Source organism: Amycolatopsis sp. H20-H5 (genome assembly GCF_035828755.1).
Taxonomy (GTDB): Bacteria; Actinomycetota; Actinomycetes; order Mycobacteriales; family Pseudonocardiaceae; genus Amycolatopsis.
Genome location: NZ_JAYMZS010000037.1, coordinates 1 through 13,598, shown reverse-complemented (window position 1 = coordinate 13,598; position 13,598 = coordinate 1). Strand labels below are relative to the sequence as shown.

At 67.1% G+C, this 13,598-nt stretch carries 18 protein-coding genes; 7 read left to right on the top strand and 11 right to left on the bottom strand.

Annotated elements, in window-relative coordinates; all coding sequences use genetic code 11:
* Window positions 1-312, bottom strand: a complete 312-nt coding sequence (locus QMK34_RS21180) for a type VII secretion target (protein WP_326415907.1) — start codon at window positions 310-312, stop codon at window positions 1-3.
* Window positions 313-324: 12 nt separating this feature from the next.
* Window positions 325-858 (bottom strand): YbaB/EbfC family nucleoid-associated protein, encoded by a 534-nt coding sequence (locus QMK34_RS21175; RefSeq protein WP_326415906.1) that lies wholly within the window; start codon window positions 856-858, stop codon window positions 325-327.
* A 225-nt stretch (window positions 859-1,083) separates the two neighbouring features.
* On the opposite strand from QMK34_RS21175, the gene QMK34_RS21170 reads away from it, so the two are divergent.
* Both QMK34_RS21170 and QMK34_RS21165 read left to right on the top strand, forming a co-directional pair.
* Window positions 1,084-4,809, top strand: coding sequence for a multifunctional oxoglutarate decarboxylase/oxoglutarate dehydrogenase thiamine pyrophosphate-binding subunit/dihydrolipoyllysine-residue succinyltransferase subunit (locus QMK34_RS21170; RefSeq protein ID WP_326415905.1), 3,726 nt, complete (start codon window positions 1,084-1,086; stop codon window positions 4,807-4,809).
* 89 nt (window positions 4,810-4,898) lie between these two features.
* Entirely contained in the window at window positions 4,899-5,714 is an 816-nt protein-coding gene (locus QMK34_RS21165) for a hypothetical protein (protein ID WP_326415903.1), read from the top strand.
* 141 nt (window positions 5,715-5,855) lie between these two features.
* Here QMK34_RS21165 and QMK34_RS21160 read toward each other — a convergent pair whose 3' ends face one another.
* The 4 genes from QMK34_RS21160 to QMK34_RS21145 all read right to left on the bottom strand — a co-directional run bounded on the left by QMK34_RS21160 (window position 5,856) and on the right by QMK34_RS21145 (window position 7,259).
* Entirely contained in the window at window positions 5,856-6,080 is a 225-nt protein-coding gene (locus QMK34_RS21160; protein WP_326415901.1) for a hypothetical protein, read from the bottom strand.
* A gap of 46 nt (window positions 6,081-6,126) precedes the next feature.
* A complete protein-coding gene (locus tag QMK34_RS21155) occupies window positions 6,127-6,363 on the bottom strand; it encodes a hypothetical protein (RefSeq protein ID WP_326415900.1) in 237 nt (78 codons plus the stop codon).
* A 417-nt stretch (window positions 6,364-6,780) separates the two neighbouring features.
* Window positions 6,781-6,945, bottom strand: coding sequence for a hypothetical protein (locus tag QMK34_RS21150; RefSeq protein ID WP_326415899.1), 165 nt, complete (start codon window positions 6,943-6,945; stop codon window positions 6,781-6,783).
* A complete protein-coding gene (locus QMK34_RS21145) occupies window positions 6,945-7,259 on the bottom strand; it encodes a hypothetical protein (RefSeq protein WP_326415898.1) in 315 nt (104 codons plus the stop codon). Before QMK34_RS21145 ends, QMK34_RS21150 begins: the two co-directional genes overlap by 1 nt.
* A 231-nt stretch (window positions 7,260-7,490) precedes the next feature.
* Here QMK34_RS21145 and QMK34_RS21140 point away from each other — a divergent pair, with 231 nt between their 5' ends.
* Both QMK34_RS21140 and QMK34_RS21135 read left to right on the top strand, forming a co-directional pair.
* Entirely contained in the window at window positions 7,491-7,934 is a 444-nt protein-coding gene (locus QMK34_RS21140; RefSeq protein ID WP_326415897.1) for a hypothetical protein, read from the top strand.
* Between the two features lie 98 nt (window positions 7,935-8,032).
* The gene (locus QMK34_RS21135) at window positions 8,033-9,157 is read left to right on the top strand and encodes a glycosyltransferase (RefSeq protein WP_326415896.1); all 1,125 of its coding nucleotides are present in this window, start codon (window positions 8,033-8,035) and stop codon (window positions 9,155-9,157) included.
* Here the strand turns inward: QMK34_RS21135 and QMK34_RS21130 are convergent.
* A complete protein-coding gene (locus QMK34_RS21130) occupies window positions 9,145-9,642 on the bottom strand; it encodes a TetR/AcrR family transcriptional regulator (RefSeq protein WP_326415894.1) in 498 nt (165 codons plus the stop codon). The two genes, QMK34_RS21135 and QMK34_RS21130, sit on opposite strands and share 13 nt — an antisense overlap.
* Window positions 9,643-9,690: 48 nt before the next feature.
* Complete coding sequence (locus QMK34_RS21125) at window positions 9,691-9,993, bottom strand: hypothetical protein (protein WP_326415893.1); 303 nt, start codon at window positions 9,991-9,993, stop codon at window positions 9,691-9,693.
* A 1-nt stretch (window position 9,994) separates the two neighbouring features.
* On the opposite strand from QMK34_RS21125, the gene QMK34_RS21120 reads away from it, so the two are divergent.
* A complete protein-coding gene (locus QMK34_RS21120; protein WP_326415892.1) occupies window positions 9,995-10,975 on the top strand; it encodes a helix-turn-helix domain-containing protein in 981 nt (326 codons plus the stop codon).
* Window positions 10,975-11,169, top strand: a complete 195-nt coding sequence (locus QMK34_RS21115; protein ID WP_326415891.1) for a DUF397 domain-containing protein — start codon at window positions 10,975-10,977, stop codon at window positions 11,167-11,169. The genes QMK34_RS21120 and QMK34_RS21115 overlap by 1 nt, the downstream gene beginning before the upstream one ends.
* 2 nt (window positions 11,170-11,171) lie before the next feature.
* On the opposite strand, the gene QMK34_RS21110 is transcribed toward QMK34_RS21115, so the two are convergent.
* Window positions 11,172-11,528, bottom strand: a complete 357-nt coding sequence (locus tag QMK34_RS21110; protein ID WP_326415890.1) for an MmcQ/YjbR family DNA-binding protein — start codon at window positions 11,526-11,528, stop codon at window positions 11,172-11,174.
* A gap of 60 nt (window positions 11,529-11,588) precedes the next feature.
* On the opposite strand from QMK34_RS21110, the gene QMK34_RS21105 reads away from it, so the two are divergent.
* A complete protein-coding gene (locus tag QMK34_RS21105) occupies window positions 11,589-12,092 on the top strand; it encodes a GNAT family N-acetyltransferase (RefSeq protein ID WP_326415889.1) in 504 nt (167 codons plus the stop codon).
* Between the two features lie 90 nt (window positions 12,093-12,182).
* Here the strand turns inward: QMK34_RS21105 and QMK34_RS21100 are convergent, their stop codons facing one another.
* Together QMK34_RS21100 and QMK34_RS21095 are read right to left on the bottom strand one after the other, a co-directional pair.
* Entirely contained in the window at window positions 12,183-13,076 is an 894-nt protein-coding gene (locus tag QMK34_RS21100) for an ABC transporter substrate-binding protein (RefSeq protein WP_326415888.1), read from the bottom strand.
* Window positions 13,073-13,598: ABC transporter permease (locus QMK34_RS21095; RefSeq protein WP_326415887.1), on the bottom strand; the 526-nt coding region annotated here is incomplete at its 5' end. The genes QMK34_RS21095 and QMK34_RS21100, both read right to left, overlap by 4 nt.

Genomic DNA, 13,598 nt, shown 5'->3' with positions numbered 1-13,598 from the left:
CTACGCCCCGGCCTTCTTGACCGCTTCGGTCGACGCCTGGTCCTGCTGCTCGTAGACCTTCGCGGCGTCACGCACCTTGCCCGCGGTGCCGGTGATCGAGCCGGACGCCGTCTGCAACGCCCGGACCCCCATCTCCTCGAACGGGTCCAGCAGCGCGGCGAACGGCTGGCAGATCACGCCGTACGCGCTGTTGTCCATGGTCACCTGCTGCGCGGCCGCCACCGCGGTCTTCATGCGCTCGGCCAGCGCGTCGACCTTCCCCGCGTGTGTACCGAGCTCCTCACCGAGGACCTGAAATCCGCCGTCCGGCACGTGAACCCCCTTCTAGCTGTCGTCCCGGCGAAGGAACGACTGATCGCTGAAGTCCTCGTCATCGCCCCCGGATCTGGTGGGCCGCCGGGGCGCGGCGGGCGGCTTTGGCGGCTTGGACGGCAGCTCCTCGGCCGTCTCGTACAGCTGCCGCTCGGGCTCTGGGGGCAGCTCGAGCTCCTCCTCGGGCGCATCCGGGAAGCTGGCCTCGGCTGTCTCGACCAGGTGCCTGCTGATGCTGTCGTCGCCCACCGTTTCGGCGATGATCTCCCGCATCCGTTCGGGGTAGCCCGATTGAGCCTTCTGGATCGCCTTCATCACGTTGGCCGCGATCTCGTCCGGGTTCATGCCCCGTACGGCGTCGGTCATCTTGATCGCGGTGGGTAGCCCGTTGTGACCCACGGTCACGCTGACCGCACCGTTCGCCACCGCCGCGGTGATCGCGATCTGCTGGACCTCGGCCTGCATCGCCCCGTACCGCTGCGACCTGGCGACCGCGTCGCGCTCCAGGTCGTCGATCATACGTTCGACTTCCGGCAGCTCCGCCACGGCGACCCCTCTCCCCGCCTCTGAGGTTTCCGCATCGGCGGGCGCTCGTCCAGCCCCCGTTACGGCTACGTCTCCCACCTGGTCTGAATCGAACCAGTGACTCATGCCCTAGTGCGCCACGCCTCACACTGGCCAGTTCGATCACACGGCTCAACGCGAGGGGGTTAGCCTGGTAGGCGCAACAGCGGACTTCAAGATCGAGACGGATAGAGGCGAGTCCAAGCCGTGTCCAGCAGCAGCCCTGCGTCACAATTCGGCGCCAACGAGTGGCTGGTCGAGGAAATGTACGACCAGTTCCTCGCCGACCCTTCCTCAGTCGATGCCGCCTGGCATGACTTCTTCGCGGACTTCAAGCCGACGCAGGCGGCTCAGACGAAGGCGGACGACGCTCGTCAGACCGTCGCCGAGGCCGACGAACGCGCTGAGAGCTCCCAGAACGGCAAAGCGGCGGCCCCGTCGGCGAAGACGGTGCAGAACGCCGAGACGGCCGCGAAGCAGTCCTCGGCCCCGCCGAAGCCTGCCGTGAGCGCCCCCACCAAGCCGGCTGCCAAGCCAGCCACGCCTGCCCCGGCGAAGGCCGCTTCGGCGAACGGGTCAGCCAAGGACGCCGAGCCGGAGTCCAAGCAGCTCCGTGGTGCGGCCGCCGCGATCGCGAAGAACATGGACGCGTCGCTCTCGGTGCCGACGGCGACCAGTGTGCGCGCGGTCCCGGCGAAGCTGATGGCGGACAACCGCATCGTCATCAACAACCACCTGAAGCGCACCCGGGGCGGGAAGATCTCCTTCACCCACCTCATCGGGTACGCGATGGTGCGCGCGCTGCGCAGCTTCCCGAACATGAACCGGCACTACCAGCTGATCGACGGCAAGCCGTTCGCGATCACGCCGGAGCACGTCAACTTCGGGCTCGCGATCGACATGAAGGGCAAGGAAGGCGCCCGCACCCTCGTGGTGGCCTCGGTCAAGGCCACCGAGGACATGTCCTTCCTGCAGTTCTGGCAGGCCTACGAGGAGATCGTCAAGAAGGCCCGCAACAACAAGCTGACCGCCGACGACTTCGCCGGCACCACGATCTCGCTGACCAACCCCGGTGGCATCGGCACCAACCACTCGGTGCCGCGGCTGCAGGCGGGCCAGGGCGCGATCATCGGCGTCGGCGCGATGCAGTACCCGGCGGCGTTCGAGGGCACCAGCGAGAAGACCCTGGTCAACCTCGCCGTCAGCAAGATCATGACGCTGACCTCGACGTATGACCACCGCATCATCCAGGGCGCGGAGTCCGGCGAGTTCCTCAAGCTGATCCACCAGCTCCTGCTCGGCGAGGACGGCTTCTACGACGACGTCTTCACCTCGCTGCGGCTGCCGTACGAGCCGATCCGCTGGGTCGCCGACATCCCCGAGGGCGCGGTCCACAAGACCGGCCGCGTCATCGAGCTGATCGACGCGTTCCGGATGCGCGGCCACCTGATGGCCGACACCGACCCGCTGAACTACCGCCAGCGCCACCACGACGACCTGGACGTGCTCTCCCACGGGCTGACCCTGTGGGACCTCGATCGCGAGTTCGCGGTCGGCGGGTTCGCGGGCCAGGAGAAGATGAAGCTGCGCGACATCCTCGGGGTGCTGCGCAACTCCTACTGCCGCACGGTGGGCATCGAGTACACGCACATCCTCGACCCCGACGAGCGCCGCTGGATCCAGGATCGCGTCGAGGTCCCGCACGAGAAGCCGGACCCGGCCGTCCAGAAGTACGTGCTGTCGAAGCTCAACGCCGCCGAGGCGTTCGAGACCTTCCTGCAGACGAAGTACGTCGGCCAGAAGCGGTTCTCCCTCGAAGGCGGCGAGACGGCGATCCCGCTGCTCGACACGCTGCTCGACAAGGCCGCCGAGTTCGAGCTCGACGAGGTCGTCATCGGCATGCCGCACCGCGGCCGCCTGAACGTGCTGGCCAACATCGTCGGCAAGCCGATTTCGCAGATCTTCCAGGAGTTCGAGGGCAACCTCGACCCCGGCCAGGCGCACGGCTCCGGTGACGTGAAGTACCACCTCGGCGCCGAGGGCAAGTACTTCCGCATGTTCGGCGACGGCGAGACCAGGGTTTCGCTGACCGCGAACCCGTCGCACCTGGAGACCGTCGACCCGGTGCTCGAGGGCATCGTCCGCGCGAAGCAGGACCTCCTGGACAAGGGCGGCGAGGGTTACACCGTGCTGCCCGTCCTGATGCACGGCGACGCGGCCTTCGCGGGCCAAGGCGTCGTCGCGGAGACGCTGAACCTGGCGCTGCTGCGCGGGTACCGCACCGGCGGCACCGTGCACCTGGTCGTCAACAACCAGGTCGGTTTCACCACCGCGCCGGAGCACTCGCGTTCCAGCCAGTACGCGACCGACGTCGGCAAGATGATCGCCGCCCCGGTCTTCCACGTGAACGGTGACGACCCCGAAGCCGCGCACTGGGTGGCCAAGCTGGCCGTCGACTACCGGCAGGCGTTCCACAAGGACGTCATCATCGACCTGGTCTGCTACCGCCGCCGCGGCCACAACGAGGGCGACGACCCCTCGATGACGCAGCCCGCGATGTACGACATCATCGACACCAAGCGCTCGGTCCGGAAGACCTACACCGAGTCGCTGATCGGCCGCGGGGACATCTCCGTGGACGAGGCCGAGGCCGCGTTGCGCGACTTCTCCAGCCAGCTGGAGCACGTCTTCAACGAGGTCCGCGAGCTGGAGAAGCGCCCGGCGAAGGCGAGCCCCTCGGTCGAGGAGGAGCAGCAGATCCCGGCCCAGGTCCCGACGGCGATCTCCCGCGAGACCCTGGAGCGCATCGGCGACGCGTTCGTCGACGTGCCCGAGGGCTTCACCCCGCACCCGCGCGTCAAGCCGGTCATGGAGCGGCGGCACAAGATGTCGCGCGAAGGCGGGATGGACTGGGCGTTCGGCGAGCTGCTCGCGTTCGGCTCGCTGGCGATGGAAGGCCGTCTCGTGCGGCTGTCCGGCCAGGACTCGCGCCGCGGCACGTTCACCCAGCGGCACTCGGTGCTCATCGACCGGAAGACCGGCCAGGAGTACTCGCCGCTGCAGAACCTCGCCGACGAGCAGGGCCGCGTGATGATCTACGACTCGGCGCTGTCCGAGTACGCGGCGGTCGGTTTCGAGTACGGCTACTCGGTGGCCAACTCCGAGGCGCTCGTCATGTGGGAAGCGCAGTTCGGTGACTTCGTCAATGGCGCGCAGACCGTCATCGACGAGTACATCTCCTCCGGCGAAGCCAAGTGGGGCCAGCGTTCCGACGTCGTGCTGCTGCTGCCGCACGGCCACGAAGGCCAGGGCCCGGACCACACGTCCGGCCGCATCGAACGCTTCCTGGCACTGTGCGCCGAGGGCTCGATGACGGTCTCCGTGCCGTCGACCCCGGCGAACTACTTCCACCTGCTGCGCCGCCACGCACTCGACGGAGTGAACCGCCCGCTGGTGGTCTTCACCCCCAAGTCGATGCTGCGGAACAAGGCCGCCACCTCGGCGGTCGAGGACTTCACCGACCAGTCGAAGTTCATGTCCGTGATCGACGACAGCCACGTCGACCCCGGCAAGGTCCGCAAGGTGCTCCTGACCTCGGGCAAGCTCTACTGGGAGCTGCTCGCCGAGCGCACCAAGCGCGAGGCGGACGACGTCGCCATCGTCCGGATCGAGCAGTACTACCCGCTGCCGAAGAAGAAGCTGCTCGCGGCTGTCGAGCGGTACGCCAACGCCACCGAGGTCGCCTGGGTCCAGGAGGAGCCGGAAAACCAGGGTGCGTGGCCGTTCTTCGGACTCAACCTGCCCCGCAAGTTCCCGGAGACCCTGTCCGGCCTCCAGGTCGTGGCACGCCGCCCGATGGCCGCCCCGTCCGCGGGTTCGTCCAAGGTGCACGAGGTCGAGCAAAAGGCCCTGATCGCCAAGGCCTTCGAGTAAGCCTGTAACTGCCCCTGAAGGCCACCTTCACAGCGTAAAACGCCGTGAAGGTGGCCTTCAGGGGCATTCGGAGGTCGTAGGCTGGCGAGATGCTTACTGGGGATGAGCCGGGCACCTGGGTGCCACCGGGACCTGGCCTGCCCAGCGACTGCGGCGTCGACCTCGACGCGCAGACACCCCGGCTGCGCACACTCGCCCTCCGCGCCGCGGCGATCACGGGGCTCTGGCTGATCGCGGTGGCGTTCGTGGTGCTGAGCGCCGTCCGGACTTCGGAGGAGGCGCAACACGAGCTGTCTGCCTGGACGCCGAGCCACGGCATGGTGATCGGCTACAGCAAGACCAACGGCACGGTCGATGTGAGCTACCCGACCGGTAAGAGCCTGCTGACCGCCGAAGTCCCGGCCAGCGGGCATTTCTACAGCATGGCGACGCCCGTGGAGGTGCGCTACGACCCGGTCGATCCGGCGCGGGTCCGCACTGTGGACGACATCAAGGTGGACGAGTTCCTGTGGCCGTTCCTCATCCCGATCGCGTTACTGCTCCTCGGGACCGGCTTCGCTGTCAAGGCGGCGCTGGGCTGGTTCCAGCGGTACCGGGCGGTGCGGCGCACCGGCTGGCATCCCGCGTCGGTGCAGGTGCACCGCATGGCCAGAGCCAGCCCGCTCATCGACGTCCAGTACCCCAAGGCCGGGGAGATCGTGTTGCGGGGAATCCAGTCGACCCGTCGCGCCCTGCGCTACGCCGAGGACGAACGTCAGCGGGCCTGGGTGGGCGGCGAACGCCGGGCGATGGTCGTGCTCTTCCCGCGTGACCACCTTGGCAAGCGTCCGTACGCCGTACCCGTTTGGGCCCGGATGCCACGCTATGGCCTGCCGCGAACCCGGCCGAAGCTGCGGCGCAAGTGATCAAGACTCGACGAAAAAGGCCCCGCCGATATTTCTCTGCGGGCCTTTCCCACGTCTCTTCGATCCAGTAATTCGTCGCGCCCTCGAACAGCGGGTGGGGTGACCCGGTACACCCACCGCCGCCAACTGGAATCCCTCGCCTCACACCAGCTTGCGAACCTGGACGCTGATGTGGCGGGCAAGCCACTCCCCCGTGTCGTTGCGAAAGCTGACGTCGATCGGCCCGAACCCGCGCCCCAGCCGGTCGTCGTGCAGCGGCCCTTCCCGGAAATCCGCGCCCAGCTTCTCCACCCACTCCTCGGCCCGGGAACCCAGGCCGAGGCCCACCACGTCACCACGGGCGGCGAAGTGCACGTAGAAATCCAACTCGGACCTCACAATCTTGACCTTGCTTTTGCCCGGCCGTCACCGGTCAGCGATACCTGAAACGGCGTTCAGCAGACACCGACGCCCCCACCATCCGGTCGGCAGCGAAGACATCTCCGACCCTCAGATCGGCGAACCCCGGCTCGCAAACCACGTAGAAGGTCACCGCGGCCTCCTCGACATAGAAGGTCTCCACCTGACCGGGCCGCAGCAAGTCGGCTATCCCCGCAAACTCGACCAGATCGGGAATGGCATTCTCAGTCCACCCGCGCATCCGCGTCACGCTGGAAACTCACCTAGATGATGCCGAACTCGCGCGACAACCGGCCTTCGTCGTGCTTCGCCTCGAGGAAATCCGTCCCGAGCTTCAACGCCCAGTCGTAAAAAATCCAGGTGGGACGTCAGGATCGTCTCCTCATTACGGTTGCTGTCACAGGCAAAGGCCCGCGCACGTTACCGGTAGTCGGCGATCTTGTCCTCGCTGACGCGCTTTCTCCTGGAACGAGCGAGTTCGGCAGCGGTCATCACCGATACCTCGGTCGAACTGGCTGGTATCCAGTAGGTGTCCAGTTCGCTCCGACTGTCCGCGATCCTCCGCTTGATCGGAATCCCGGCCGCCACCAGGCCGTCGGCTAGAGCGGCGAACTCGAGCCGATCCGAAAACTCCCCGAACTCCGCGACGAGCGAGCGCGGGATTCCTTCAGGTAACCCTGATGAGACCGAAGGTCCGCACCAGTTCCTGTTCGCTGAACGAAGTGTCCACGAACTCGTCTCCGAGCGTCGCGACCCACGATTCCGGGGGCGACGACAGGCCGGTGGTCAGGCCCAGTATCGCCCCCCGTGACGCGAAGTCGATATCCGACATCAGTTCGGCGACTTCTTGAGCTCGGCGATCAGCTTGTCCAGGTCCGGTACGCGACGTTTACCGGCATCTCCCCACTCGTTCATGCACCGTTCCCGGGCGGATTCAGTCTGCTTGGCTCTCATGGACGCATCATTCCGCAGTGCGTCCACCGCGGCATCGACCTGCTTCTGGTTGGGTACCTTTCCGTTCTTCAACGAGATGGCTGAGCCTTGGACAACGCCGTCCTTATCGACGAATATCCGCACCTCTGTCTCATCGCCCATGTGGACGTGGGCCACCTTCACAGCGTCTAACGCCGCGAAGGTGGCCTTCACGGGGCCTGGCCTGCCGAGTGACTGCGGACTGGACCTGACAGCGCAGATCCCGCGCCTGCGCGGGCTCGCGTGGCGCGCGACGGCGATCGCGGAGCTATGGCTCGCGGCCACTGGGGTTCGTGGTCTTCAGTGCCGTCCAGACGTCGCTGGCGACCCAGCAAGTGCTGGACACCTGGACGCCGAGCCACGGCATGGCCTCCCCATACCGACAGCGGCCACCGCACGGTCGAAGTGGGCTTCCCGGTGGGCGGGAGCGGGACGTACGCGGAGATTCCGGCGGGCCTGCGAAAGTACCACTCGGGCGAGGACGTCGACGTGGTCTACGACCCTGCCGACCCCACGCACGCCCGCACCGTGGAAGAGGTGAACACGGACCGATTCATGACGCTCTTCCTCATCCCCCTCGCGCCGTTAGCGACCGTGACGTACTTCGCGGGCAGGTCCGCGGCGGGCTGGTTCCGGCGCCATCGAGCGGTGCCGCGCACCGGCTGGCATCCCGCGTCGGCGCTGGTACGCCGCATGTACTGGTCCAGCCCGCTTCTTGTCGTCACCTATCCCAGAGCCGGGGAGATCGCCCTGTGGGGAGTCCCCTCGGCCCATCGCGCCCCGCGCTACGAGACGGACGAGCCCCAGCGCGCGTGGGTCGGCGGCCCGCTACGAGCCGCGGCAAAGTGATCTAGACGGTCCCGACGTTAAGCTCCGTTCCGTTCTAAGGTGGGCCGATGCGCGTTCTTCTCACTACCCAGCCCGGGAACGGGCATTTCGATCCGATCGTGCCCTACGCCGCGGCGTTGCAAGCGGCCGGTCACGAGGTGCGCGTCGCGAGCAGCGCGGCGTTCGCCAGGACAATCGAGGCGGCCGGTTTCGAACCCACCGCCATCGGCGAGAACTTCAGCTGGGACAACGCGGAGGCAACGTTCCCCGAGTTCGTTGACTACGCACGTCGGGGCGAGGGATTGGCTTACGCCAACGAGATCACCTGGACGAGATGGAACCCGACGGCGGCCCAAGACCTGCTCGCGTCCTTCGACACCTGGCGACCGGACGTCATGATCCGCGAATTCGCGGAGAACGGTGCCACGTTCGCAGGCCAGCTCGCCGGGATTCCCGTGATCTGCGCCGCTTGGGCGGCGCTGCCGACCGACGCACGGCGCTGGGAAACCGTGCTGGATTGGCAACGGGTGCTCGACCACTACGAGACTCTGGCAAAGACCTTGGGCCTCGCGCCCGACGCCAATGCGGCATGGAACCGGCAGTTGACGCTCACCGGCCTGCCACCGTCCTGGTTCACCGGGGCCGACACGGGCGGGGCGGTCCGGCACTTCCGCCTTCCCTTTGCCGAAAAGCCGGACAAGCCGGCGCCTGACTGGCTTGACGCACTCGGCCGCGACCGTCCGCTGGTCTACGCGACACTCGGGACGGTCTTCAACCGGCTGCGTAAAACCCGCCAGGCGTTGCTGGACGGTCTCGCCGAACTCGACGCGGACGTGCTGCTGACCATCGGGCGCAACGTCGACCCAACCGCGATCGGTCCGATCCCGCCAAGAATGCGCGTGGAACGTTTCATGCCCCAGGGATACGCCCTGGCCAAAGCCTCGCTGATAGTGAGCCACGCGGGCTTGGGCACAATGCTCGGCGCGATTTATCACGGCGTGCCGATGGTGCCCCTCGTTCTCGGCGCCGAACATCCCATCAACGCGGCGAACGCCGCCGGGACCGGCGCAGCGCTCCCGCTGGGCATCGACGAGATCGACGCCGCCCGGATCGCCACCACCGCGACGCGGGCGTTGCGCGATCCCGCGCTGCGAGCGGCGGCCGAATCGGTCCGGAAGGAGTGCGAGATTCTGGAAGCCATCGACGGTGTCGTATCACTCGTCGAAGACCACTATTCGCGCTGAGTGTCGGCCACGACAGCTGTCGTGAGCGGGGCCAGTGAGCGGCGGATCGCCTGGAGAGAAAGTCCGGTGGCGAGCAGTTCCTCGATGAGGTCGATGCGCAGCGCCGCGAGCAGGACGTGGGCGGCATATCCGGCGTCGCCAGCCGTCGCCCCGGGCGCCGCGTCCTCGATCAGGTTCCGCAACAGGCCGTACATCCACCTGTAGTGCTCTGACTGCCGCATCCCGGCGAAGCTCACCTCGCGCGCGCGGATAAGGTGGCGATTCTCCAGCTCGATGGTGAGCAGCGCGTCGAGAAACGCGACGATCCGCTCGCGCGACGGCGCCCCGGGCCCCAGCGGCGCCTCCCCTGTCTCCACGACCTCACGCAGGGGCGTGAGCTTCGCGACACACAACGCGTCGAGGAAGCCGTCACGGCTCCCGAAGGCCCGAAACAGCGTTCCCTTCCCCACCCCGGCCGCCGCGGGGCACCGGGCCGCACTCACCATCGTCGCGATGGTGTTATGGCTGCGCACCGGCTCACAGAACAGGCCCAGTCAGTTGTCGTTGGCGATTTGGGCGAAGGCGCTGCCGGGTTCGCGCAGGGTCTGGTGGATCGTGTCGATGCTTTCGCACGGCCAGGGCCAGCCGCAGAAGCCGCAGCGGCCTTCGATCGTCTCGCCGTGCTGGCCGACCACCTTCCTGACGACCGCCACCAGGTCGCCGACCAGCAGGCGGATCGTCTCCGTGGCCTCGGAAAGGTACGGGCCGCACTCGGCCGCGAACAGCTCGGCCTCGTCGAGGTGGGTGTAGATTTCGTTGCGCAGCAACCACATGGCGCGGGCTTGAGCGGGTTTCATCGTGGACCTCCACAGCTTAGGCAACCGATTTCACCGCTCGCATTCAATGCTTCTTTCGGTTGGCACCATTGCGTCGCTCTCCAAAATCGGCGCCGCGTGGTTCTACTTTGGCCTCATGCCTGAGCACGAAACGACCGTACGCAGCCGCGAACTCGGCGAGGGACTCCGCCGTGTCCTGGAGAAAGCCGGGCTGACGACCGGCAAGGAGGTCGCCCGCCAGCTGGAGTGGTCGCAGAGCGACGTCTCCCGGATGCTGACCGGCAAGCGCGCGGTCAAGGAGACCGACCTGGCGCTGTTCCTGGGAATCTGCAAGGTGAAGACGGCGGAGCGGCGAAGGCTGCTCAACCTCTGTCGCGAAGCGAACAAGCCTGGCTGGTACCAGCAGCACGGCTCTCGACTGCCGAAGCAGCTTCGCACCTACATCGACCACGAGGACAAAGCTGTGGTCATCAACGACTACCAGTCGACGTTGCTGTCAGGGTCGCTCCAGACTGGCGACTACGCCAGAGCAGTGATCACCCGTATCGTCAACGTGCCCGCCGATGAGGTGGATGATCGAATCGCCGCACGGTTGGCTCGCTCAAGCATCTTCAGTCGTCCGCGTCCACCTCGGTACACGTTTTTCGTGCATGAGTTCGTGCTGAGGCTGCCCGTCGGTGGAGCCGCCGTGATGTCCGAGCAACTGCACCACCTGCTGCGTATGTCAGTCCGCAGCAGTATTTCTCTCCGCGTGATACCGATGGACATCGGTGCGCATGCCGCGTTGGCCGGTTCGTTCACGTTCATGGAGTTCACAGACACCCGACCGGTCATCTACATGGAGAGCGAAACATCAAACGTGTTCTTGGAGGAGCCGAACGAAATCACAGCGTATCGGCACATCGTTGCAGCTCTGGCGGAAACAGCGCTGGACGAGGCACAATCAAGGGACCTGATCGGCAGATTGGCGATCGAGCTGTACCAGGACCCGAGAGGATCATGATGAGCACGCCTGAGCCAGGCGTCTTCGCCTGGCATACGAGCAGTTACACCGCTGGCAACGGCAATTGTGTCGAGGTTGCCGAGACCTCCACCGAGGTCCGCGTCCGCGACACCAAGGACCGCGACGGCGGCCAACTGGCCTTCGACCGGGCCCCGTGGCGCGCCTTCCTGACCAGCGGCGACGTCGACCGATAGCCTCAGAGCTGGTCGAGCTGGGCCAGGAGCTTCTTCGGCGCGATCAGGCGGTAGGCCTCGACGATGAGCTCGCGTACCTCGGCCCAGTTCACCGGGACATCGAGGTAGACGCCGACCCAGCCCGGTCCGCCGTACGGCGGCCGGAAGAACCGCTCGGGCTCGCCCTCGACCAGTGCCTCGCGGTCCCCCGGTGGCGCCGGGCACCAGAAGCCCAGCCGACCCTTCGGGTGACGCTCGGAGTAGGTGACCAACGTCTTCCTCCGGACGGCCCAAGCGGGCTCGCCGTGGTTGATACGCTCGGTCACCTCGGGCAGGGCCAGGCAGAGCTCGCGCAACCGGGGCACGGGGTCGTCAGCCACGCTCCCAGTGTGCCCGAAAACGAGTTCCGCGCGAACGGGCGTTTTGGCACACTGGCGTCTATGCTGATCCGCCGGGAAACCTCCGCCGACCACGACGCGATCCGGGCGGTCCACACCGCCGCGTTCCCCGGGCCGATGGAGGCGAAACTCGTCGACGAACTCCGCACCGACGGCGACCTGATCGACACGCTGTCGCTCGTCGCGGTGATCGACGGCCGGGTCGTCGGGCACCTGTGCTGCAGCCCCGCCAGCATCCGCTCGGATCGGACGGTCTCGGTGGGACTCGGCCCGATCGGCGTGCTGCCCGAGCACCACGGCGCCGGGGTCGGCTCGGCGCTGATGCACGCAGTCGTGGCCGCGGCCGACGCGCTGGGCTACGGCGTCGTCATCCTGCTCGGCGACCCGAAGTTCTACTCCCGCTTCGGTTTCGTCCTGGCGTCGACGTTCTCGATCACGCCGCCGGAGCCGGACTGGGCCCGGTATTTCCAGGTCCGGACGCTCGCCGCGTACACCCCCGCCGTGAGCGGCGCCTTCCGCTACGCCCCGGCCTTCGAACGCCTCTGAGCACTCGCCGTCGCTGTGCCCTGAAGGGAGCCTTCACGGCGTTAGACGCCGTCATGGTGGCCTTCAGGGACCGTGGGCGCGAGTGGGAGGTCAGGTCTTCAGGCCGTTGCGGCGGAGGAAGTCGTCGGCGATGTCGAGCGCGTTGCGCTTCTCCTCGGAGAACTGGACGTTCAGCTGGGTGAGCTGGTCGGTGGTCAGCGCGGCGGACGTCCGGTTCAGCGCGTCGACCTGATCCGGGGTCAGCGTGCCCTTCGCGACCAGTGGCACGATGTTCTGCGCGGGGAACATGCTCTTGTCGTCGGTCAGCGGCACGAATCCGTTGGCCGCGATCTTCGCCGAGGTGCTGAACAGGTCCGCGACCTGGACGTCACCGGACTTCAGGGCCGCGATCGTCACCGGGCCGCCGGTGTCGGTCGTGCGGATCTCCTTGAACTCGCAGCCGTACAACGACTTGATCTTGTCCTTCCAGCGGGTGCTCCACTGGCCGGGCCCGCCGAACACCAGGTCCTTGCAGCGCGGCCCGAGATCGGAGAACGTCCTGACCCCGGAATCGGCCACCTTCTTAGTGACCACCAGCAGGTCCTTGTCCTCCGCGGGCGCTTGCCGCAGGACCTCGAACCCACTCGGGATCTTCTGCTTCAGCTGCGCGTAGACGTCCTGGGGTGTGGTCGCCTCGGTGTTCTTGTCGAAGTAGCGCAACAGGTTCCCGCTGTAGTCCGGCACCAGCGAGAGCGACTTGTCCTGCAGGGCCTTGACGACGATCTCGCGGCTGCCGACCGGCGGCTTCACCGTGACGTTCTTCGCCCCGGCGTTGCGCAGCGCACCGGCGTAGATCTGGGCCAGCAGCAGGGTTTCCCCGACGTCGGAGGAGCCGATGATGATGTCACCGGTCGCGCCGCCCTCACCGCCCCCCGCCAGCGGATTGCCGCAAGCCGTTGCCAGCAAAGCGATCCCGGCCACCATCGCGACCAGCCTGCGCCTCATGCGGTTCCCCCCACAGTGACCTTCTTGCCCGTGGCCGCCACGGCGGCGAGGCGGACGCCCTTCGGCACCACCGCCCGCTGCAGCAGCGAGAACAGCAGATCGAGCACGATCGCCAGCGCGGTGGTGAACAACGCGCCCGCGATGACCTCGGAATAGTCCAAAATGGCCAATCCGTCGAGCAGGAACCGGCCAAGGCCACCGAGTCCGACGTACGAAGCCACCGCGGTGGTCGCGACGAGCTGCAACACCGCGTTGCGGATCCCGCCCAGCGCCAGCGGCAACGAGATCGGCACCTCGACCTGCCAGAGCCGCTGCCAGCCGGTCATCCCGACGCCCTCGGCCGCGTCGACCACGCCGTGGTCGGTCGCCTGGAGCCCGGCGTAGATCCCGGCCAGGATGGACGGCACGGCGAGCACCACGAGGCCGATGATCGTCGCCGTCAGGCTCTCGGTGAACAGCAAGAACAGGAACGTCACCAGGCCGAGTGTCGGCAGCGCGCGGATCGCGTTGCTCACGCTCACC

Excerpts from the sequence above, each read along its gene's own strand:
- QMK34_RS21165 (WP_326415903.1), top strand. The coding sequence starts at position 4,899 with ATGCTTACTGGGGATGAGCCGGGCACCTGGGTGCCACCGGGACCTGGC.
- QMK34_RS21150 (WP_326415899.1), bottom strand. The coding sequence starts at position 6,945 with ATGTCGGATATCGACTTCGCGTCACGGGGGGCGATACTGGGCCTGACC.
- QMK34_RS21130 (WP_326415894.1), bottom strand. The coding sequence starts at position 9,642 with ATGGTGAGTGCGGCCCGGTGCCCCGCGGCGGCCGGGGTGGGGAAGGGA.
- QMK34_RS21125 (WP_326415893.1), bottom strand. The coding sequence starts at position 9,993 with ATGAAACCCGCTCAAGCCCGCGCCATGTGGTTGCTGCGCAACGAAATC.
- QMK34_RS21115 (WP_326415891.1), top strand. The coding sequence starts at position 10,975 with ATGAGCACGCCTGAGCCAGGCGTCTTCGCCTGGCATACGAGCAGTTAC.
- QMK34_RS21105 (WP_326415889.1), top strand. The coding sequence starts at position 11,589 with ATGCTGATCCGCCGGGAAACCTCCGCCGACCACGACGCGATCCGGGCG.
- QMK34_RS21100 (WP_326415888.1), bottom strand. The coding sequence starts at position 13,076 with ATGAGGCGCAGGCTGGTCGCGATGGTGGCCGGGATCGCTTTGCTGGCA.